General features: G+C 60.3%; 18 protein-coding genes and 1 pseudogene. 1 reads left to right on the forward strand and 18 read right to left on the reverse strand.

All coding sequences use genetic code 11. The annotated features are described in order from the left end of the window. Positions 1-40 precede the first annotated feature (40 nt). The 18 genes and pseudogenes from ftsZ to AC0V6Z_RS00200 form a co-directional block, all read right to left on the reverse strand. Positions 41-1,786, reverse strand: a complete 1,746-nt coding sequence (ftsZ, locus tag AC0V6Z_RS00115; protein ID WP_472639433.1) for a cell division protein FtsZ — start codon at positions 1,784-1,786, stop codon at positions 41-43. Positions 1,787-1,939: 153 nt separating this feature from the next. Next, positions 1,940-3,259, reverse strand: a complete 1,320-nt coding sequence (gene ftsA / locus AC0V6Z_RS00120) for a cell division protein FtsA (RefSeq protein WP_472639434.1) — start codon at positions 3,257-3,259, stop codon at positions 1,940-1,942. Then, complete coding sequence (locus AC0V6Z_RS00125; RefSeq protein WP_472639435.1) at positions 3,259-4,176, reverse strand: cell division protein FtsQ/DivIB; 918 nt, start codon at positions 4,174-4,176, stop codon at positions 3,259-3,261. Before AC0V6Z_RS00125 ends, ftsA begins: the two co-directional genes overlap by 1 nt. Next, positions 4,163-5,173, reverse strand: a complete 1,011-nt coding sequence (locus tag AC0V6Z_RS00130; protein WP_472639436.1) for a D-alanine--D-alanine ligase — start codon at positions 5,171-5,173, stop codon at positions 4,163-4,165. Before AC0V6Z_RS00130 ends, AC0V6Z_RS00125 begins: the two co-directional genes overlap by 14 nt. Next, positions 5,170-5,655 carry a DUF4262 domain-containing protein gene (locus tag AC0V6Z_RS00135; protein WP_472639437.1) on the reverse strand — a complete coding sequence of 162 codons (486 nt, stop codon included), beginning with the start codon at positions 5,653-5,655 and terminating at the stop codon, positions 5,170-5,172. Before AC0V6Z_RS00135 ends, AC0V6Z_RS00130 begins: the two co-directional genes overlap by 4 nt. After that, entirely contained in the window at positions 5,652-6,617 is a 966-nt protein-coding gene (gene murB, locus AC0V6Z_RS00140) for a UDP-N-acetylmuramate dehydrogenase (RefSeq protein ID WP_472640803.1), read from the reverse strand. The genes AC0V6Z_RS00135 and murB overlap by 4 nt, the downstream gene beginning before the upstream one ends. Positions 6,618-6,622: 5 nt before the next feature. Beyond that, entirely contained in the window at positions 6,623-8,059 is a 1,437-nt protein-coding gene (murC, locus tag AC0V6Z_RS00145; protein ID WP_472639438.1) for a UDP-N-acetylmuramate--L-alanine ligase, read from the reverse strand. Positions 8,060-8,111: 52 nt separating this feature from the next. Further along, positions 8,112-9,330, reverse strand: a pseudogene (gene murG / locus AC0V6Z_RS00150) (undecaprenyldiphospho-muramoylpentapeptide beta-N-acetylglucosaminyltransferase). After that, entirely contained in the window at positions 9,327-10,571 is a 1,245-nt protein-coding gene (locus tag AC0V6Z_RS00155) for an FtsW/RodA/SpoVE family cell cycle protein (protein ID WP_472639439.1), read from the reverse strand. Before AC0V6Z_RS00155 ends, murG begins: the two are co-directional and overlap by 4 nt. Beyond that, a complete protein-coding gene (murD, locus tag AC0V6Z_RS00160) occupies positions 10,568-11,911 on the reverse strand; it encodes a UDP-N-acetylmuramoyl-L-alanine--D-glutamate ligase (RefSeq protein ID WP_472639440.1) in 1,344 nt (447 codons plus the stop codon). Before murD ends, AC0V6Z_RS00155 begins: the two co-directional genes overlap by 4 nt. A 16-nt stretch (positions 11,912-11,927) precedes the next feature. Then, a complete protein-coding gene (gene mraY, locus AC0V6Z_RS00165; protein WP_472639441.1) occupies positions 11,928-12,998 on the reverse strand; it encodes a phospho-N-acetylmuramoyl-pentapeptide-transferase in 1,071 nt (356 codons plus the stop codon). After that, positions 12,999-14,489 (reverse strand): UDP-N-acetylmuramoyl-tripeptide--D-alanyl-D-alanine ligase, encoded by a 1,491-nt coding sequence (locus tag AC0V6Z_RS00170; RefSeq protein ID WP_472639442.1) that lies wholly within the window; start codon positions 14,487-14,489, stop codon positions 12,999-13,001. It lies immediately after the preceding gene. Then, the gene (locus tag AC0V6Z_RS00175; RefSeq protein ID WP_472639443.1) at positions 14,486-15,994 is read right to left on the reverse strand and encodes a UDP-N-acetylmuramoyl-L-alanyl-D-glutamate--2,6-diaminopimelate ligase; all 1,509 of its coding nucleotides are present in this window, start codon (positions 15,992-15,994) and stop codon (positions 14,486-14,488) included. The genes AC0V6Z_RS00170 and AC0V6Z_RS00175 overlap by 4 nt, the downstream gene beginning before the upstream one ends. Next, a complete protein-coding gene (locus AC0V6Z_RS00180; RefSeq protein WP_472639444.1) occupies positions 15,991-17,709 on the reverse strand; it encodes a peptidoglycan D,D-transpeptidase FtsI family protein in 1,719 nt (572 codons plus the stop codon). Before AC0V6Z_RS00180 ends, AC0V6Z_RS00175 begins: the two co-directional genes overlap by 4 nt. Further along, a complete protein-coding gene (locus AC0V6Z_RS00185) occupies positions 17,706-17,864 on the reverse strand; it encodes a hypothetical protein (protein WP_472639445.1) in 159 nt (52 codons plus the stop codon). Before AC0V6Z_RS00185 ends, AC0V6Z_RS00180 begins: the two co-directional genes overlap by 4 nt. Further along, complete coding sequence (locus AC0V6Z_RS00190) at positions 17,861-18,271, reverse strand: hypothetical protein (RefSeq protein ID WP_472639446.1); 411 nt, start codon at positions 18,269-18,271, stop codon at positions 17,861-17,863. Before AC0V6Z_RS00190 ends, AC0V6Z_RS00185 begins: the two co-directional genes overlap by 4 nt. After that, positions 18,268-19,236, reverse strand: coding sequence for a 16S rRNA (cytosine(1402)-N(4))-methyltransferase RsmH (gene rsmH / locus AC0V6Z_RS00195; protein WP_472639447.1), 969 nt, complete (start codon positions 19,234-19,236; stop codon positions 18,268-18,270). Before rsmH ends, AC0V6Z_RS00190 begins: the two co-directional genes overlap by 4 nt. After that, on the reverse strand, positions 19,233-19,706 hold the full coding sequence (locus AC0V6Z_RS00200; protein WP_472639448.1) for a division/cell wall cluster transcriptional repressor MraZ: 474 nt from the start codon (positions 19,704-19,706) through the stop codon (positions 19,233-19,235). Before AC0V6Z_RS00200 ends, rsmH begins: the two co-directional genes overlap by 4 nt. A 442-nt stretch (positions 19,707-20,148) precedes the next feature. Here AC0V6Z_RS00200 and AC0V6Z_RS00205 point away from each other — a divergent pair, with 442 nt between their 5' ends. After that, on the forward strand, positions 20,149-20,373 hold the full coding sequence (locus AC0V6Z_RS00205) for a hypothetical protein (RefSeq protein ID WP_472639449.1): 225 nt from the start codon (positions 20,149-20,151) through the stop codon (positions 20,371-20,373). The last annotated feature ends 3 nt before the right edge of the window (positions 20,374-20,376 follow it).

Consider the following 20,376-nt stretch of genomic DNA (forward strand, 5'->3'; position numbering starts at 1 on the left):
GCTGCACCCGCCCGATTAATGAAACGCATTTTGCGCGCGGTTACTGGTTGTTCTGGCGTCCGAGGAAGCGCGGAATGCTGAGTGCTGGTGCATCTTCGCCGCTTTTATCCTCTTCCTCTTCGTCCTCCGCATCGTCCGATCCGGAGCTGCGCGAGAGGTTGGCCATACGTTCAAACAGAGTGCTGCCACCGCCAGAGGCTGCGCCTGCCGCACCGCCGCCACCTGCGCTGGCGCCATCACCATGGCCGGAGCCAAGAATGCCGGACCGGCGCGAAGGCACGCCGGATTCAACCGTATTGTCTTCTTCAGCCAGACGGTCTGCGCTGGCGAGCAAATCATCGCCGTTATCCGCATCGTCTTCGGGTACTTCTGCGGTCAGATCGAGAGCGGCTTCGCCTTCGTCACTCTCATCCTCCGCGTCCGCGCCAAAGCCCGGCTCTGCGGCCGAACCAAACGCGTCATCATCTGCTGGTTCTGGCATGCCGCCATCGCCCAAACCGGCTTCTGCATCGCGCAAACCGGCCAGTGGGTCGACAATGCCATCAACATCATCATCGTCCGGCTCGCCCAGATCATCGCCTGCCTGCATGCCGGAAAGATCAAACGGCTCCACCGAAATCGGCTCTTCTTCTGCTTCTTCTTCGATCTCGTCCACTTCCGGTTCGGACAGGATCATTGGCTCGGGCTCTGACAGGGTCAACGGTTCAGCTTCAGCAGCCTCCGCGACCTCTTCTTCACCGGGCAACGGCAGAACTGGACGCTTCGGCGCGCGCGCGCTCGACAAAGCGACAGGCGCGCTGTCCCGTGTCGTGCCAACCGCGCCTTGCTCTATACCGGTTGCGACCACGCTGACGCGGATCTTGCCATCTAGATCGGGATTAAACGCGCTGCCCCAGATGATGTTCGCATCATCGTCCACCAGTTCACGAATGTGATTTGCCGCCTCGTCGACTTCGAGCAGCTTCATGTCTTCGCCGCCGATGATCGAGATGATCACGCCCTTGGCGCCCTGCATGCTGACACCATCGAGCAGCGGGTTGGCAATCGCCTGTTCCGCCGCATCGAGTGCGCGGTTTTCGCCCTCGCCCTCGCCTGTGCCCATCATGGCTTTGCCCATTTCGCTCATCACGGAGCGTACATCGGCAAAGTCGAGATTGATCAGGCCCGGCATCACCATCAGATCGGTGATCGAGCGAACGCCCTGCTGCAGCACTTCATCGGCCAGCTGGAACGCTTCTTTGAAGGTGGTTTCTGCCTGCGCGACCAGGAACAGGTTCTGGTTCGGGATAACGATCAGAGTGTCGACATGCTCTTGCAGCTCGTCAATGCCAGCCTCTGCCGCGCGCATCCGCCGCGTGCCTTCGAACAAGAATGGCTTGGTCACCACACCGACCGTCAACACGCCTTTGCGGCGAGCGGCCTCTGCGATCACTGGGGCTGCGCCAGTGCCGGTGCCGCCGCCCATGCCAGCGGCGATGAAGACCATGTTCACGCCTTCCAGCGCGGTTTCGATTTCAGAGACGGTTTCTTCCGCCGCCGCTTTGCCCACTTCTGGCCGAGCGCCTGCGCCCAAGCCACCAGTGATATCCGGCCCCAGCTGAATGCGAGTCGCCGCCGGGCTGCTGCTCAGCGCCTGAGCATCCGTGTTGGCAACAATGAATTCGACACCTTCGATGTCGGATTCAATCATATTCGCAATCGCATTGCCGCCAGCGCCGCCAATACCCACCACGGTAATGCGGGGCCGCATGTCATCGCTCGCTGCTGGTCCTATATTAATGCTCATCAATTATCCCTTTCAGGCGAGAGACGACCCATCCTTGTCCCGCCATACGTAATATTTTTCAATACTTGTGCCACATTCGCGTCTTCGCGGTTATAGCGCACCAACCCTTATCCACAGAGCCTCAATTGTCCTTCGGCCTCTTACCAAGGCTCTTTAGAAGTATTCCTTAAGCGCGCGGAATAATCGCGCAGCCATTTGTGTCCCTACAACGCCGCCGCCGTATTTGGCGGTCTGCTGGTATTGCGAGCCAATCGCGCGAATATCGACCGGATCATCTGCGGCATAGAGGCACAGTCCCGCCAATGTCGCAAAGCCCGGCGTAGAATGCGCCTCGGGTAGCCCGGTTAAAGTCGGCCCGCGGCCAATACGCACTGGCATCCCTAGCGCACCTTGCGCAAATTCGGCGAGACCAGCAAGCTCAGCTCCGCCGCCTGTCAGAACCACTTGGCCTGCACGCGAGCCGGAAAAGCCCATCGCCTTCAGCGCCCGGCCCACTTCATCGGTGAGCTGGGAGAGATTTTGCGTCACCACAGAGACCAATTCTGCCCGTGCAATGCGGTTCTTATCGTCCGCACCGCGTGCCAATGGCCCGGTTACTTCATCGCCCGGCCCGTTAACCGGGATCATCTCGCGGTGATCGCTTGGCGAGGCAATAGCAGATCCCGAGACACATTTCAGCCGTTCTGCCTGAAACCGCCGAATGCCAAAGGCGCTGGCGATCGCATCGGTGATATCGCCAGAACCATAGGGCAGTGCGCGCAGGCCAAGCAGCATGCCGCCAGCGTGGACGGAGACATTGGTCACATCATTGCCGATTTCGACCAAGGCAACGCCCAGCTCGCGTTCTTCCTGCGACAGCACTGCATAGCTGGTGGCGAGCGGAGCAGCGACTACGCCCTCCACCTCTAAATGCGCGCTTTGTACGACTTCGGTTAGGTTGCGCACAGGCGCGCCATCAGCCAGCATCACATGCACATCTACACCCAGGCGCTCTGCATGGAGACCACGCGGATTGGCGACGCCATGCGCGCCATCGAGCGTGTAATGCGCAGGCTGAGCGTGCAGGACCATCCGTCCGTCGGGCTGGATCGTGTCGCGCGCCGCAATCAGCAGGTGTTCAACATCTTCCTCTTCGATCCGGCGCCCGCCGATCTCAATCTCAACCTTGGAGACATTGCTAGCCAGGCCTGCGCCCGCGCAGGCCACCCACACGCTTTGCACGCTGGCACCGGCGTTTTTCTCCGCCCGCTCCACCGCGTCGCGAATTGCATAGGTTGCCGCTCTCATATCGATCACATAGCCGCGCTTGATCCCTTGACTTGCGCGGTGGCCAGAGCCCAGCACGATGAGATCGCCGTTCTCTGTCTCACCCATAATCATGGCCGAGATGCGGAACGAGCCGATATTAACCGCGCCAAAAATCTTCGAAAGGCGCGCTTTACCGGCGGAGCTGTGACCCTTGGAGCTTGCCATTACGGTGTTCCTCCGGTGCCAGACGCATTGGCGAGCAATTGGTCAGAACGTCCCGGCACGCGCATGTAGATGCGCGGCGGCGCACGCATGTCGAAGGTCGCGACTTGTCCGCCGATCAAGCGGTTTTGCCCGTCCATCCGCGCGAATTTGACCAGCGCCGTGGCCGCTTCGTCATCGCCCTCTGGCAGAGCTAGGATTTGCTCGGTCTTGAATGACAGGTTCCAGCGGCGATTGCCAACCCATTCTGCCGCTTCAATCTGCGGTTTCAGCGCAGGTGCAGTGGCCAGCAAGCGGTCTAGATCGGCCACTTGACGGCTGGCGCCCGGACCGGAAATCATCAACATTTCCTTGGCTTTGTCGCGCGCAACCGGCTCCAACTCAGTGCCCTCCGCATCGATCAAGACCAAACGATCGGGCTTCTCCAGAACCGCATGCGGCGTGCGCTCAACAATGTCGATCGCCAAAGTGTCCGGCAGTTGAGCGGAAACTCGCGCGTCCTTGACCCACGGCAATTCCAGCAATTCTTCGCGCAATGCCTCCAGCTCAACCTGAGGCATGGGCCGATCACGCTGAGCCAGCGCACGGCTGTAGACGTGCTGCTCGTCCATCCGGCTGGTGCCGGTCACGCGTACGCGGCGGACCTCAAACCCAGCGTCCGAGGCGAGATGCGCGACCTGCGCCTGGGCCATAGCCGGAACGCCTGCGAGGCTGGCGATGAACCATGCCAGCGCCACTGCACCGCCAATGATGATCGAAAGAAAAATGCGCTGCAATTGCTCGTCAGTGAACGGTAGCAGTCCGATCACACTGTCGAGCACGCCACTAGTGCGCGCCCGCGCTTGCCGTGCGGTTTTCGCCCGGCTCGATGCCTTCACTGCGCGCCTTACACCTTTTCCGCCGCGTTTAATCTGCGCCATCAGTGCCTCCTGTTTGCTTGGCAGGCGCCGCAGAACCGGCTTTCGCCGCCCCATGTATCCTGAGCGCCTCGTGCACGATCATTTCTGCAAGATCGGCATAATCAATTCCGGCATGTTTAGCCTGCTCTGGCACGAGGCTTAGCGGCGTCATGCCCGGCTGGGTGTTGGTCTCCAGCACAAACAAACCGGCCTCTCCTGCCTCGTCATCCCAGCGGTAGTCCGTGCGGCTCGCCCCGTGACAGCCGAGCAATTGGTGCGCGCGGATCGCATAGCTTTCGCACAGCGCCGCAATGTCTGCCGGGATATTCGCCGGGCAGACATGCTGCGTGCAGCCATCGGTGTATTTGTGCTCGTAATCGTAAAAGCCGCTTTCGATGATCAGCTCCGTCACGCCCAGCGCGCGCGGCCCATCTGGCCCGTCAATCACCGCAGTAGTGAGCTCTCGGCCCTTGATAAAAGGTTCGGCCAACAGCTCTTTAAATTCCTGCCAGGGCCCCTCTGCAGCGCGGGCAATCGGATTGCCGACATTGCTATCCTCAGTGATGATCGCGACGCCCACGGATGAGCCTTCGTTTACAGGCTTCAGCACATAAGGACGCGGCAGCGGGTCGCGCCTATGCAGCTCTTCAGAGGCGACGATATGCCCGCCCGGCATCGGGATACCATGCGGGACAAGCGCCTGCTTGGTCAGCTGTTTATCAATTGCGATCACAGAGGTCGCAACGCCGGAATGAGTGTAAGGTACACCCATCAGATCGAGCATGCCTTGCACCGTGCCGTCTTCACCGGGCACGCCGTGCAGCGCGTTGAACACCACATCTGGCGCCGCCTCAGCGATCCGCGCAGCAACATCGCGGCCCATATCAATCCGGGTGACGCGGTGGCCTTTGCTCTCGAGCGCATCGGCAATGCCATTGCCGGTCATCAAAGAGACCTCGCGCTCTGCGGCCCAGCCGCCCATCAGGACAGCGATATGAAGGGCTGCGGAATTGCTCATGCGGCCTCCTCATACAGAGCGGGCTGAGCATCGATTACTTCTTGGACAACATCTTTATCCCACGGATACAAAGCGGTGCTCGAGCTCGGCCAAACAATCTGGAATGCCGTCTGCATTGGTCCAAGACCAGCATGTTTAGAATACCAGATAGCGGAATTGAAATGGTCAGGGATGATGTGCTCTGGACGGACACTCCGCAATACACACTCAAATCCATTCAAGAGGCCAGAAACCGACAATCCGTCAGCCATAACTAATCCACCACGGCATTTGTCCATCAAATCGTTGATCATGGAATGCATTAGGCCGTTACCCAGACCAAATACGATCACTTCAGGTTGGCCTACAGTTTTTGGGTATCCAATCGAATAGCTCTTCGCTTGTTCAACACCATCAGGATCAAACACATGGTTCACCTGACAACCATGCTCTTTGATGTTGTCGAGTATTTTCAACTCAAAGGCACTGAGATCTTTGCTCACGGCCTGCCCACCCGCTTGATTTCCCACTCCAGTTGAATGCCGGAATGGGCATAGACTTTCTCGCGCACCATTTCGCCCAAACCTTCGATTTCGGTGCTGGTTGCATTGCCGGTGTTGATCAGGAAATTGCAGTGCTTTTCGCTCACCTGCGCAGCCCCGTTCCTCAGGCCGCGGCAGCCCGCCTCATCGATCAGTTTCCAGCTGCTGTGGCCAGGCGGGTTTTTGAACGTGGACCCGCCGGTCATGCTGCCGATTGGCTGCGAGTCTTTGCGCTCGCTGGAGATGCGGTTCATCTCAGCCTTGATCGTGTCCGGATCGCCCGGAAAGCCTTCAAACCGCGCGGCGACGACAATCGCACCATCGGGCAATGCGGAATGGCGATAGCTGTATTGCAGGTCTTTGTTGGTCAGAGTCACGAATTGCCCATCGGGCAAAATGACGTCGCAATCGACCAGCACATCACAGGTTTCGCGGCCATAACATCCGCCGTTCATGCGAGTAACGCCGCCAACCGATCCGGGAATGCCGGTGAAGAATGACAACCCGTCGATCCCAGCTTTCGCTGCACGCCGCGACACAATGCTGACCGGCGTAGCGGACCCCGCGGTGAGCGTTGTTTCGCCGGTGATCTCGACCTCAGAGAATTCCTTGCCCAGCTTGATCACCACGCCAGGCACGCCGCCATCGCGGATGATCATGTTGGAGCCGACGCCCAGCGCCATGACAGGAATCTCCCCGTCCAACTGCTCACAAAAGTTCTTCAGATCATCCAGATCTTCAGGCTCAAACAGCCAATCGGCATTGCCGCCGCTTTTGAACCAGACGAATTTTGCCAAAGACGCGTTTTGCGTCAGACGACCGCGAATGTTCTCGATCGGCACAGGCGCGTTCGCGCCGCCCTCAATCGCGCAGGTGGGGGCCATGCCGCTATCCTGATCGTTCCAGTCATCGGGTTGTACCATGTCGTTCATGCGTTCCGCTTCGATTCAATTGCACCAGCGAGGCCCGCCGCCCACTTGGTGATGTCACCCGCACCCAGGCACACGACGATGTCGCCCTTGCGAATGTCGCTTGCCAGCGCGCTCGCCAAAGACGCCTGATCCTCAATCGTTTGCGCAGAGCGATGCCCGCGTGATTTGAGGCCCGCGACGAGTGCGGCGGAACTGACGCCTTCAATCGGGTCTTCGCCCGCTTCGTAAACCGGGGTGACATAGACCTCGTCCGCCTCGTTGAAGCAGGTTTGGAAGTCCTCCATCAGATCATTGAGGCGAGAATAACGGTGCGGCTGGGCAACCGCGATCACGCGGCCTTCGCTCTCGCCAGCAGAAGCCGCCTCACGCGCAGCCTCCAGCACGGCACGGATTTCAACCGGGTGGTGAGCGTAGTCGTCGATAATGCTGACAGCGCCGCCATCGACCGGGACGGACCCAACCTTGGTGAAGCGGCGGCGAACCCCGCCAAACTGGCCAAAGCCCTCGCGGATAACATCGTCGGCGCAGCCCATCTCAATCGCGACCGCAATTGCGGCGAGAGCATTCTGCACATTGTGGCGGCCCGGCATGGGCAGATCGACGCCTTCGATCCGGCGATCTTCTTCGCCGCGCTGGCGGATGATCACATCGAAGCAATTGCCGCCTTCATGCGGGCGGATGTTCACGCCGCAAATGTCGGCCTGCAAAGAGAAACCATAGGTCACAACCTTGCGGTCGCGCACTTGGCCTATCACCGCCTGTACTTCGGGATGATCAACGCACAGGATCGCTGCCCCGTAAAACGGGACATTGTGAATGAACTCAACAAAGGCGCGTTTGACGCCGTCGAAATCGCCGTAATGGTCGAGATGCTCCGGATCGATATTTGTAACGACCGCGATCGTCCCATCCAGCCTTAAAAAACTGCCGTCGCTCTCATCTGCCTCGACCACCATCCAATCGCTATCGCCGAGGCGCGCGTTGGAACCGTATTGCTCAATGATCCCGCCATTGATTACCGTCGGGTCAACATCGCCCTTATCAAGCAGCGCGGCAATCATGCTGGTGGTGGTCGTTTTGCCATGCGTTCCAGCCACCGCGACGGTGGATTTGAGCCGCATCAGCTCGGCCAGCATTTCGGCGCGGCGCACCACTGGGATGCGGTTTTCCAGCGCGGCGGCAACCTCTGGATTGGTGCGGCGAACAGCGGTGGAGGTGACGACGACACTAACGCCGTCCACATTCTCGCGTTCGTGGCCGATATGCACGGTGATGCCGCGCGCGCGCAGGCGCTCCACACTCGGCCCTTCGGCCAGGTCACTGCCCTGCACGCCATAGCCAAGATTGTGCATCACCTCGGCAATGCCCGACATGCCGATCCCGCCGATCCCGACGAAATGGATCGTGCCAATGTCGGTTGCAACACCCTTCATCGGAGGTCTCCGATGAAGGGCGTCCGTTCATCCTGAGCTTGTCGAAGGACCTTCATTCGGCAGAATCCCGAACAGCGTCCTTGGTCGCGCCTTCAGCGGCGGTGTTGGTCGCGGGGGCTCGCTTTTCGCCCTCGCCGACACGGATCACATCCATCATGTCGGCCCCGCCAAAGCTTTCCATTAAGTCCGCGAGGTCCTTCGTCGCATCCGGGCGACCGCAATTCCATGCGCCATGCGCGGCGTTGGCGAGGCTCGCGCGGCTTTTGCGCCATAGCCTGAATCTGCTTGGCCAGTTCCTTGGGCACAAAGTTCGCTTGGCGCACCATGCGCGCGCCGCCAGCGGCCACAATCTCTCGGGTGTTGACGGCCTGATGATCGTCGGTCGCAATCGGCAGCGGAATCAGAATTCCGGGACGGCCAACCGCGGTCAGCTCGGCAATGGTCGATGCGCCTGCCCGGCCAATGAAGACGTGGCAATCGGCCAGGCGCTCTTCCATATCCTCAAAATAGGTGCCGAGCTCGGCCGGGATATCGTGGCTCAAATAACGTTCACGCACGGCATCGATATCTTCCTGGCGGCATTGCTGCGTCACTTGCAAGCGGCCGCGCAGAGCAGGCGGCAACATCGCTAGGCCATCGGGCACCACTTCCGAAAGGATGCTTGCGCCCTGACTGCCTCCAGTCACCAGCACCCGCAGCAGGCCTTCATCCGTGAACTCGGGAAAATCCTGCTTGCGCAGCTCGAGCACCTGTGCCCGAACCGGATTGCCGACCAGATAAACCTTAGTCTCGTATTTCTCTTTGAGGCGCTCAACCTCTGGATAGCTGGTGGCGATCGCGTCGACGCGGCCCGCGAGCAGTCGGTTGACCCGCCCAAGCACAGCGTTCTGTTCATGCACGACGCTGGGGATGCCAGCCTTGGTCGAGGCCAGCAGCGCAGGGAAAGCCGGATAGCCGCCAAAGCCGATCACCGCGCTCGGTTCAAACGCGTCAAACAGGCGCAGCGCCATATTGCGGCCATCGCGCACGGCGCGCGCACCGCCCAGCCAGCGCAGCGGGTTTTTGCCAAACCGGCCAGCGGGTAGGACATGCGCCGTCAAATAATCAGGCTTGCCCGGGATATTCGCGCCGCGCTCATCCGTGATCAGGGCCACGTGATGCCCGCGTGCATCCAGCTCCGCCGCCAGCGCAAAGGCCGGGATCAAATGGCCGCCGGTCCCGCCAGCGGCGAGAACGAAATGACGATTGGACTTGGGAGCATCGGTATTCATTCGCGCTCCTCCTTATTTTCTAGAAAGTCTCTCAGTCCCGGCGTCTCACGCTTTAGGAATGGATTGCGCCGCGTGATTGCGAGCAACAGACCGAATGTAAAGCACACCGCCAAGGTTGACGAGCCGCCATAGCTGATCAGCGGCAAGGTCATGCCTTTCGATGGGAACAGCTGAAGATTGACGAGGATATTGATGAAGGCCTGACCGCCGATTTGCGTGACCAATCCGGCACCCGCGAGCAAAACAAACAGGTTCTCTTCATCCACTAGTCGCACCAGAACACGCGCGACAATCGCCAGATAGAGCAGCACGATCAGCGCGCAGATCATCAGGCCATATTCCTCGCCAATGACGGAGAAGATATAGTCTGTATGCGCCTCTGGCAGGTTCATCTTGCGAATGCCGAGCCACAGCCCGCTGCCGGTCCAACCACCAGCCAGCAGAGTACGCTGAGCCAGATCAACCTGGTCAAACGCTGTGCCGCCGCCAAGAAACGCATCGATCCGGTGGCGCGCATTGTCATAAAGGAAATAGGTCGCAGTCAGGCCAACCACGCCCGCGCCGACCAGCGCGCTGATCCGCTGCACCGATACGCCCGACAGCAGCACCAGCACGAACCACACGCCTGCAAACAGGATGGTCGCGCCCAGGTTTGGCTGAAGCATCAGCAGACCCGCGACGAGGCCCATGATCATCGTCACGAAGGTGAGCACTGGCAAATTCGGATCGCGAAGCCGCCAGCTTAATATCCACGCGAGCGCAATGGCAAAGCCGGGCTTCAAGAACTCAGAGGGCTGGAGCGACATGCCCACCTCCAGCCAGCGGCGCGCACCGTTCTTCTCGACCCCGATAATCGGCACGAGGAACAGCAGCGCCAGCATTCCGGCGAACAGCAAGATGCCCATGCGGCGCGCATTATCGCGGCTGGCAAAGCTGGTGGCGATCATCACGCCAACGCCCATGATTTGCCATACGACGTGCGATTTCAGGAATAGGAATTCGTCGAGGCGCACTTCGGCGGTTGACAGCTGCTCTGCACTGGCGGGCGAGGCAGCGGCCACGGCAGCGGTGCCGATCAGCATCATGACGAGGACCAGGCCAAGCAGCCATTTATCAACCTCGCGCCACCAAATGCGCAGGTCACCCATCCACCCGCGCCGCACAGGGACAGGCGCGTGGAACGATCCGCCGCTGCGGCCGGGCGCGTAGGGGCCGTAAGCCGGTGAACCGACGGAATTCATGCGGCCTCTCCCAAGGCATGGACGAGATCGCGGAATTGCTGACCGCGGTCTTCAAAATCTCGGAATTGATCAAAGCTGGCAGCAGCAGGTGAGAACAGCACCACATCGCCCGCACGCGCATCACCATGCGCCTTGGCAAAGGCCTGTCCCAGCGTTTCACAATATTGCGCCGGTGCGACAGGCTGAATGGCCTGCGCGAACATCTCGCCATCGCGGCCAATCGTGTAGGCGCCCGCGACGTGATCCATCAGGCCAGCCAGCGAGCCGAGGCCGTCTTCCTTAGCCAAGCCGCCAACGATCCAGCGCACGCGGGGATCGGGGTCAGGCGGAAACGCGGCAATGGCCGGTGCGGTGGAATCCGCATTGGTCGCCTTGCTGTCATTGACGAAGGTTATGTCAGCGATCTCAGCAATGCGCTCCATACGATGCGGGAGGCCAGGGAAGGATCGGAGGCCATCGCGAATTTGATTTGCTGCCAACTCAAGGACAAAACCCGTAGCCATTGCAGCTTCGACGTTTTCAAGATTGTGTGGGCCTTGTAGAGCAGGCCAGCGACTTTGCTCATCGGGAGTTACCGCGTTGGGCACGTCTCTGCTCTGGAAGAAGATATCGTCGGAAACCTCGAGATACTTTCCGTTTGCGCGTAAGCCAGCTTTTTGCCCGAAGAACCAATCTTCAGCTCTCGCCACCGCACAGCTATCACCAGACTGCATCTCAAACAGACGGGCCTTGCTCGCAGCATATTTCTCAAAACTGCCATCGTACCGGTCCAGGTGATCCGGCGTGATGTTCAGCAGCACCGCGACATCGCAGTCCAAGCTAAACGTCAGATCAATCTGATAGCTCGACAGCTCCAGCACATAGACCCCGCCTTCTGGCAATGGATCCTGGCCCAAAATCGGCTCACCGATATTGCCGCCCATCACGCTGGGCACGCCAGCGGTCTGCAAAATGTGATGGACCAGCGCAGTTGTGGTCGACTTGCCATTGGTGCCGGTAATGCCAACCACTTCGTGCGGCGGCAGATCAGCGCGGGCCTGGGCGAAGAGTTCAATATCGCCGATCACAGGCACATCGAATTTCGCGGCATAGGGCGCGATTGGATGGGTGTTGAGCGGGACGCCGGGCGACACCACAACGCCTGCAAATCCGGTGAGGTCGATTTGCAAGGGATCAGCCAGATCACACCGGCCAACAAACGCCTCGCGCGCTTCCTCGCGTTCGTCCCACGCGGTTACTTCCGCGCCGCTCGCCAGCAAGGCCTCCACCGTGGCCGCGCCAGACCGCGCCAGGCCGAGCACGGCATAGCGTTTTCCAGCAAAGGCAGCGGAAGTGATCACTTTGGTGCAGCTCTCCTTAGCGCAGTTTCAGTGTGGCCAGCCCAGCGAGCGCCAGCACGATCGAAATGATCCAGAACCGGATCACGACCTTGCTCTCGCTCCAACCGAGCTGTTCAAAATGGTGATGGATCGGGGCCATGCGGAACACCCGCTTGCCCGTGCGTTTGAACCAGAAGACCTGAACGATGACCGAAACCGCCTCGAGCACGAACAGGCCGCCGACAATCGCCAGCACAATCTCGTGGTGCGCGGCGACCGCGATGGCGCCCAAGGCTCCGCCCAACGCTAGCGATCCCGTGTCGCCCATAAATACCGCCGCTGGCGGCGCGTTGAACCATAGAAACGCGAGACCCGCGCCGATTATCGCGGCGCAGAATATTGCTAGCTCGCCCGCGCCCTCAACATAAGGGATGCCGAGATATTCGCTAAAGTCGGTGCGTCCGACGAGATAGGCGATGATCGCGAAGGTGCCCGCGGCAATGATCACCGGCATGATCGCCAGCCCATCAAGGCCGTCGGTCAGGTTCACCGCGTTGCCCGCACCGACGATCACGAAGGCGGCAAAGAAGTAATAGAACGGCCCCAGCGGGATCGAGACGTCAGAGAAGAACGGGACGTAAAGATCGGTGCTGATCTGGCTGACGATGATGTAAGACGCGATGCCAGCGACCACGAACTCCATCGCAAGCCGCACCCGGCCGGGTACGCCCGCATGGCTGTTCTTGGAGACTTTGTCGTAATCATCGAGGAAGCCGATGATCCCGAAACCCGCCGTCACTGCGAGGCAGGCCCAGACCAGCGGACTGCGCAGATCCATCCACAGCATCAGCGACAGCGCCAATGATATAAGGATCATCAATCCGCCCATGGTCGGCGTGCCGCGCTTCGCAAAGTGGCTTTCCGGCCCGTCTTCACGGATCGGCTGCCCCTTACCTTGGCGCACGCGCAAAATGTTGATGAAGCGCGGACCGATCACCATGCCGATCAGCAACGCCGTCAGCAGCGTCGCTCCGGCACGGAACGTCTGGTAACGCACAAGGTTGAAGATCCCTTCAAACCCGAGCCATTCGGCGAGCAGATACAGCATTTAGTCGTCCTGTTGCCCCTCAACCGGGTGCGTTTGCGTAAAATGGGTAACCAGAGCGCCAAGGCCGACCGAGTTTGACCCTTTGACAAGGATTGCGTCCCCGCCATTGATGCCAAATTCGCTGAGCATGGAAATCGCCTGAGCCGGACCGTCGCAATGCGTAAAGCTGCCCGGGTTGCCAAGCGGAACGCCGCCTGATTTCCCCAATTCATAGGCGAGTTCACGCATCTCTTCGCCAACCAGAATAACGTGATCAACCCTCGCATCATTAAGCGGCTCGGCCAGTTGCCGGTGGAAGCGCGGGCTAAAATCGCCCAGCTCCATCATGCTGCCCAAAATCGCGACCCGCCGCAGCGCTGGCGTCTGGCCCAATTGCCGCAAGGTTGCCCGCATAGACGCTGGGTTCGCATTGTAGCTTTCGTCGACCAGCAAGGCCTTGCCATCGCCGGGCAGATCAATCTGGAAACGCGCACCGCGCCCTTTAAGGCCGCCCATTTCAGCCAGTGCCAAGCCTGCTGCGGCGAGATCGCCGCCCGCTGCGCGCACTGCCGCCATGACGCCGAGTGAATTGGCAATCCAATGTTCGCCCGGCTCCGCAATCGAATAGCACAGCCGCGCGTCGCCGAGGTCTGCTGTGATCAGCGAACCTCCGGTGCTGATCGGAATGGCATCGAGCAGTCGCACATCGGCGTCCGCATGGCGGCCGAAGGTCACAACCGTCGCACCCGCCGCACGGGCATGGCCGATAAGCCGTTCGGTATAGTCGGTATCAGCCGGAATGATCGCAGTGCCGCCCGGCGTCAGACCAGTGAAGATCGCTGCCTTCTCATCGGCGATTGCCTCCATCGAGCCAAGATTTTCGATATGTGCAGGCGCGAGCGTCGTGATAAGTGCCACGTCAGGGCGCACGTGATCGGCCAGCGGCGCGATCTCACCCGCATGGTTCATGCCCATTTCGAACACGCCAAACAGGCTGCGCGCGGGCATCCGAGCAAGACTGAGTGGTACGCCTACGTGATTGTTATAGCTACGAACGCTGCGATGCGCCGCGCCTCTGCTGGCCCGGTCTAGTGCGGCGAAGATCGCCTCTTTCACGCCGGTTTTACCGACCGATCCGGTGACGCCAATCCGCACCGCGGGGCTGCGATCGCGCGCAGCATGGGCCAGCGCGTGTAATGCGGCGCTGGTGTCTTTGACCAGCACATGCGGATAGTCCACAGCCCGGTCGGTGATGGCTGCAACCGCACCTGCGGCAAAGGCCTTGTCGAGGAAACGGTGGCCGTCCATCGCCTCTCCTTTGAGCGCGACAAACAAATCGCCGGGACGCACATCGCGGGAATCCATTTCAACGCCGGAGGCCTGGAAATGGTGGCTGGCCGTGCCGCCCGTTGCCGCCTCGACGTCGCGCGAACTCCACAGCGCTCCGCTGAGTTCATCGCGCGCCGTTACCGGCCAACCGCGCAGCGCGGCGTGGACTAGCGGCGCGTTCATGAGCCAGACCCCGAACCGCCAGCAGCGGCGCATTCGCGCGCAACCGTTACGTCATCGAACGGCAAAACCCGCATATTCTCTCCTGCACCGATGATCTGCCCTTGCTCGTGGCCTTTGCCCGCTACCAGCACAATGTCGTGTTCTCCGGCGAGCGAAATGGCCTCACCAATCGCCTCGCGCCGGTCACCAATCTCACGCGCGCTGGCCGCTGCCCCGCGCATGATATCCGCCCGAATGGCCGCCGGGCTTTCGCCGCGCGGATTGTCGTCTGTAACGATTACGATATCCGATTTGTCAGAGGCGGCGGCGCCCATCGCTTCGCGTTTACCGGGGTCGCGGTCTCCGCCAGCGCCAAACACGGTGATCAAACGCCCGCCCTGCCCGCGCGCCACATGAGGGCGCAGCGCAGCAATCGCCGCCGCCAAAGCATCGGGAGTATGAGCATAATCGACATAGACAGGCGCGCCCGCCGGGCTGATCACGGCCCGCTCAATTCGCCCTCGTACCGGCTGAAGCCGGGAAATCGCGTCCAGCGCCTGGGCGGCATCGCTGCCGGTTGCAATCGCCAGGGCCACCGCGACCATCGCGTTGGCGGCTTGATATTCACCGATCAGCGGGAGCTTGATCGAAAAAACGCGCCCCTCATGCTCGACGTCAATCGTCTGACCTAGCTGCGTTGCCTTGCGATCGACAAGGCGGAGGAACGCGTTGGAACCGCTCCCCACCTTGCCGACAATGAGCACGCGCAAATTTGAGGACATCGCGTGCTCGGCGGCACGGCGGGTCCACTCGCTGTTATCCCCGCCGTCCCAAATGATTGCCGCTGCGCCCGGCTTCAGAACTTCGCTGAACAAGCGCATTTTCGCCGAAAAATAGTCATCCATATCAGCGTGATAATCGAGGTGATCACGGCTGAAATTGGTGAAAGCTGCGGCGGATACGGAGATACCTTCGTTGCGATATTGCGAGAGGCCATGGCTAGAGGCCTCATAGGCCACATGGCTCACGCCTTCGCGCGCCAAACCGCTCATATTTGATAGGAAAGTGACAATGTCCGGCGTGGTGAGCCCGGTGGAAACGCTCTCATCCGGCGTGGTTACGCCCAATGTGCCAATGCTGGCTGCGCGTTCACCGCACATGCGCCAGATTTGCCGGGTCATCTCTACGGTTGAGGTTTTGCCATTGGTGCCGGTAACCGCCACGATATGCGGCGGGACAGGCGTGAAAAAACCGGCGGCAAGTCGGGCAAAGTCACGGCGCGGATTGTCGCTGGCGATATGAAATGCGCCCTCCACCGTAACGCCAGGACGCGTCACGATGGCGACAGCTCCACCGGCAATCGCCTCAGGAATGACGTCTTCTGCATTGAAGGTCAGGCCCTGAAACGCCCCAAAAACCGTACCGGGGGCAACCTTGCGATGATCGATGGCAAAGCCTGTCACGCTAAGGTCTGCGCCTTCTTCACAAGGCAACCCTGCCCTTTGCGCTAAATTTCCAAGTTTCATTTGCGCCCCTCCACCAAGAAGCGAAGATCACTAATATCGACGTCGCGCGTCGTATCTGGCCGCACACCCAGCATGGGGCCAATTCGCGGCACGAGCCGCCCGACGACCGGAGCTGCGTTAAACGCCGCTGTCCGCTGGAAAGAGCTTGCCACAGTGCCGCGTGGTTCATCAATCACTGCGACCACAACATAACGCGGGCGGTCCATCGGAAACGCCGCAGCGAAGGACGAAATCAGCTTAGTCTTGCTATATCCGCCTTTGACTGGCTTTTCAGCAGAGCCGGTCTTTCCGCCCACACGGTATCCCGGCGCATCGGCGCTGCGCCCGGTGCCGTAAATCGAAATCATCCGCAGCAGCTGGCGCATCCGCGAGGATGTGGAGGTCTTGAACACACGGCGGCCGCGTGGTGCCTGTCCTGCCTCCAGCTTATGCAAAGTTGCAGGCCGCCAGATCCCGCCATTGACCATCGCGGCATAGGCCGTCGCCAAGTGCAACGGTGTGACCGAAATACCGTGGCCATAGCCGACCGTCATATTCGTAAGCCGCGACCAATCGCCGCGCGGCCAGATCGGATGGCCTTTCGCGGGCAGCTCAATATAGGGCCGCTCGTTCATGCCAAGGTCGATCATAGTCTGGCGTAGCCGCTCTGGACCCAGTTGATCCGCGACCCGCATGGTGACGGTGTTGGAAGAATAGGCAAGCGCCTGAGGAATGTTGAGCGTTGCGCCTTTGTCAGAATAATCTGCACGCTCAATCGAGCCGATCTTGACCGGGCGCGCGTTCCAATTGGCGCTGAGATCCGTGATCACACCGGCATCAATCGCGGCGGCGACGGTTAGCGGCTTAAACGTAGAGCCGAGCTCGTACACCTGGTTCGTGGCGCGGTTCATCATGTTGGCCTGACCAGCGGCATCGATCCGGTTGGGATTGAACTCTGGCAGGGAAGCCAGCGCCATCACCTCGCCCGTGTCGACGTCGAGCACCAACCCTGCCGCGCCCAGCGCATTGGTGGCGAGCATCGTCTTGCTCAGCTCGTCTTCGAGCGCGCCTTGAACACGCATATCGATCGACAACGGCACCGACTGAGAACGCAAAGCCGGATCGCGCAATTGCTCGTCCAGGACCGCTTCCATACCGACGCGGCCGCGATCATCAGCAGCAACGTAGCCAAGAATGTGCGCACCCAAGGAACCTTGCGGATAGTGGCGATCGGTCTCACGCGGGATTTGCAGCGCGACCTCGCCCAGGCGCATGATCTTGTTCGCCTCTTCTGGCAGGATGCGGCGGCGCAAATAACCCGCCCGGCCAGAAGCCAGGCGCGAGGCGGTGTCATTCACATCCATCGCCGGGAAGATATTGGCCAGTTTCAAGGCAACATCTTGAGGCGAGGCTACCAGTGGCTCACCGCCATCGCCCATGGCGGTTGGCGCATACCACAGGGCATAGGCGGGAAAAGCACGCGCCAGCGGAACGCCGTTGCGATCGGTAATCTCACCGCGCGGCGGCAGCAATTGCTCCGCCAGGCTGGTGCGTGATGGAGCGTGGCCAGCAAAACCCAGATAGGCAATGCGCAAGATGGCAGCCGCAGCGACCAGCGCAAATACCAGCACAATCCAGAGCACACGCCAACGCGCCGTCAATAGCGAGCGATAGCGCAAATTGACGAGTTGGATGCGGCCTGCGGGGATGGCCGGGCGAGCCGCAAAGGCACTCATTCAGCCGTCTCTGCCGCTGCTTGGGTGACCGAAGAGCTGCTGCCCGCGCGCGCTTGCGCCGCCCGGATGGGCGAGGCCTCTACTAGGAAGTCACCGAAGGCCTCAGCGAACATTGTCGTTGCGCTCTCTTCAACCTGTGTCGCAGCCAAAGTCACAGGCGCACCCGTAATCGGCGAGACCATTTCACGTGACCGCAGCGGCGACGGCATTCCCTCTGCGGCTCCGCTCGGGCGACACGGATCGGGCTAGGCGCACCGGGAACTTGCGGTGAACCCAGGCTCGCCAATTGACGCTCACCCTCAAGATATTGGTCGGCGCGCGGCGCGAGATAACCGAATTCAACGATGTTCCAATTGGCCAATTGCCGCTGATTGGCGCGCGCCTGAAACTCGGTTTCCAGCACAAGCGTTTCGCGCTCCAACTCAACGATTTGCCGTTCAGCCAACAGAACTTCGCTTTTTACGGCATGCACGCGGAAGCTAAGCAGGAGAAACATCCCGACGCACAGCGCAAGCACCGCAACCCAGCCGATTTGACGCATACGAGAACCTGAAACGATCATGCCGCAAGCCTCCTTGCATCGGCGGTTGTTCGGATGGCGCTGCGCAGGGTGGAAGAGCGCGCGCGCGGATTGCGTTCGATCTCAGCCTCGGAAGGACGGATCGCTTTGGAAAGTTTCTCAAACACGGGCGGGTCGCCGGGAATTTCACCGGGCAGATGGCGCGACACGGCGCGGCCTGCGCCGGATGCTTCGCGCAGGAAGCGCTTGACCATGCGGTCTTCGAGGCTGTGAAAGCTGACCACGGCGAGCCTGCCGCCAGCGCGTAGCAAGCGCTCTGCCGCTGACAGGCCACTGCGCAATTCGCCCAGCTCGTCATTCACATGGATGCGCACGGCCTGAAACGACCGCGTTGCCGGGTCTTTCTTGTCATGCGGCTTATAGCCCAGCGCCTTGCGAACAATCCGCGCCAGATCACCGGTCGTCTCCAGCGGGCGCGCCGCGACAATAGCGCGGGCAACCCGGCGCGACTGGCGCTCCTCGCCGTATTCATAGAGCACATCGGCAATCGTATCGGCATCGGCAGAATTGAGAAAATCAGCTGCGCTTTCGCCCGCCTGACTCATCCGCATGTCCAACGGTCCATCGACCGAAAACGCAAAACCGCGCCCCGCCTGATCAAGCTGCATGGAGGAAACGCCAATATCCATTGCCACGCCGTCAACCTGGGCAACACCCACCTCTTCCATCGCGCTCACCATCTCGGAAAAACGCCGCGGATGAAGCACCAAGCGCGGAGGGGAACTACGCGCCTCGCTCCATCCGCGGCCTTGAGAGATCGCGTCAGGATCGCGATCAAAGGCATGGACGGTAGCGCCGCAATCAAGCAGCGCACGAGTATAGCCGCCGGCACCAAAAGTGGCGTCGACAATAACATCGCCAGGCTGGGGATTAAGCGCGGCGATCACTTCTTCGAGGAGAACGGGGACGTGGGGCGCGTTCTGGCCAAGGGCGGCGGAGGACGTCATTTCTTGCGCCCCTTCGCTTCGACTTCTGCAACCAGATTGGCGCAGGCGGCCTGCGCACTTTCCCATTGCTCACCCATTTGCGCGAGCTGATCTGGGTTCCAGATCGTGAAGAAGCGCCCACCGCCGTGGAAGTACAGACCATCGTCAACCTGCGCGAGGCTGCGCAGATGGTCAGGCATTACAAAGCGCCCGCTGTCATCAAACGGCACTTCGACAAAGCCAAACAGCTGCATCGCACGCAGATCACGGTCGAATTCTTTATCGAGACGGATGGCGCGGTCTTCCTCGCGCTCAATCTGCTCTTCAAGTTCGGTTTTCCGGGACAGGCCAAAGCCGGTGAGGCAATTCCAGCGCTCGTGCTTTGCCAGGCAGACAATCCGCCCTTCAGAACTTTCTTTAACAGCCTTGCGGAACAGTGGGGGCAGCACAAAGCGGCCCTTATCGTGCGACGGGCGAATAAGCTTGACCACTGAATCCTGCGAACGACACGCGCTCCAACTCCCCTTCTCACCCGCCCCTCACGGGCCTTCATTTTCCCCGCCTCCCTTTTCAGGAGACCCAAAACGCCATTTGCTTGGCCATTCCACATGCGAGCGGAACCGGCACGCCAACCATCATGGGCGGCGCAAACACAAACGGTCATGTTTGATGGAAGACGGTAATATCGTGGGTTTAACCGGGATGGAAGGGGTTTTTACGGGATTTCGCGGGATAAGCTGGTAAATAACTGATTTACCATATTAATATTGAACACCCATCCACTTCACTACCTCGCATGGAAGCCAAAGGACTCGCCTCAAAACACTGAATTTCCGCTCAAAACTGCGAGAATCACACAAGTCGAGTCGCTCATCCTCGGCCCGTCCCGCAAAATCCCCAATCGCGAATTTGGGGCGCTTTGGCGCTGCTTAGATGGATCGAACCGATATCGGTCAGGATCGGGATGCTAGCGACTCAATTGAAAGCTTGAGCCAGCAAGGCGATCAACCTTTCGCCATCTTCTCCGGCGAGCTCTTCATGTTCAAAGATGGCAGCATCGGCAAAAACCGTCACACGCCCCTGGCCAATATCACAGGCCGCGATTGCTCCGTCGCCCTGAAGTTCACACGAGGCGGCGGCGGGATCGAGAACGGTTAGGAC

This window comes from Erythrobacter sp. SN6-5 (genome assembly GCF_057364945.1).

Excerpts from the sequence above, each read along its gene's own strand:
- AC0V6Z_RS00190 (WP_472639446.1), bottom strand. The coding sequence starts at position 18,271 with ATGATCGTTTCAGGTTCTCGTATGCGTCAAATCGGCTGGGTTGCGGTG.
- ftsZ (WP_472639433.1), bottom strand. The coding sequence starts at position 1,786 with ATGAGCATTAATATAGGACCAGCAGCGAGCGATGACATGCGGCCCCGC.
- murB (WP_472640803.1), bottom strand. The coding sequence starts at position 6,617 with ATGGTACAACCCGATGACTGGAACGATCAGGATAGCGGCATGGCCCCC.
- mraY (WP_472639441.1), bottom strand. The coding sequence starts at position 12,998 with ATGCTGTATCTGCTCGCCGAATGGCTCGGGTTTGAAGGGATCTTCAAC.
- AC0V6Z_RS00205 (WP_472639449.1), top strand. The coding sequence starts at position 20,149 with ATGGATCGAACCGATATCGGTCAGGATCGGGATGCTAGCGACTCAATT.
- AC0V6Z_RS00180 (WP_472639444.1), bottom strand. The coding sequence starts at position 17,709 with ATGAGTGCCTTTGCGGCTCGCCCGGCCATCCCCGCAGGCCGCATCCAA.
- murC (WP_472639438.1), bottom strand. The coding sequence starts at position 8,059 with ATGAAGGGTGTTGCAACCGACATTGGCACGATCCATTTCGTCGGGATC.
- AC0V6Z_RS00125 (WP_472639435.1), bottom strand. The coding sequence starts at position 4,176 with ATGGCGCAGATTAAACGCGGCGGAAAAGGTGTAAGGCGCGCAGTGAAG.
- AC0V6Z_RS00155 (WP_472639439.1), bottom strand. The coding sequence starts at position 10,571 with ATGAATTCCGTCGGTTCACCGGCTTACGGCCCCTACGCGCCCGGCCGC.
- AC0V6Z_RS00130 (WP_472639436.1), bottom strand. The coding sequence starts at position 5,173 with ATGAGCAATTCCGCAGCCCTTCATATCGCTGTCCTGATGGGCGGCTGG.
- AC0V6Z_RS00170 (WP_472639442.1), bottom strand. The coding sequence starts at position 14,489 with ATGAACGCGCCGCTAGTCCACGCCGCGCTGCGCGGTTGGCCGGTAACG.
- AC0V6Z_RS00175 (WP_472639443.1), bottom strand. The coding sequence starts at position 15,994 with ATGAAACTTGGAAATTTAGCGCAAAGGGCAGGGTTGCCTTGTGAAGAA.
- ftsA (WP_472639434.1), bottom strand. The coding sequence starts at position 3,259 with ATGGCAAGCTCCAAGGGTCACAGCTCCGCCGGTAAAGCGCGCCTTTCG.
- rsmH (WP_472639447.1), bottom strand. The coding sequence starts at position 19,236 with ATGACGTCCTCCGCCGCCCTTGGCCAGAACGCGCCCCACGTCCCCGTT.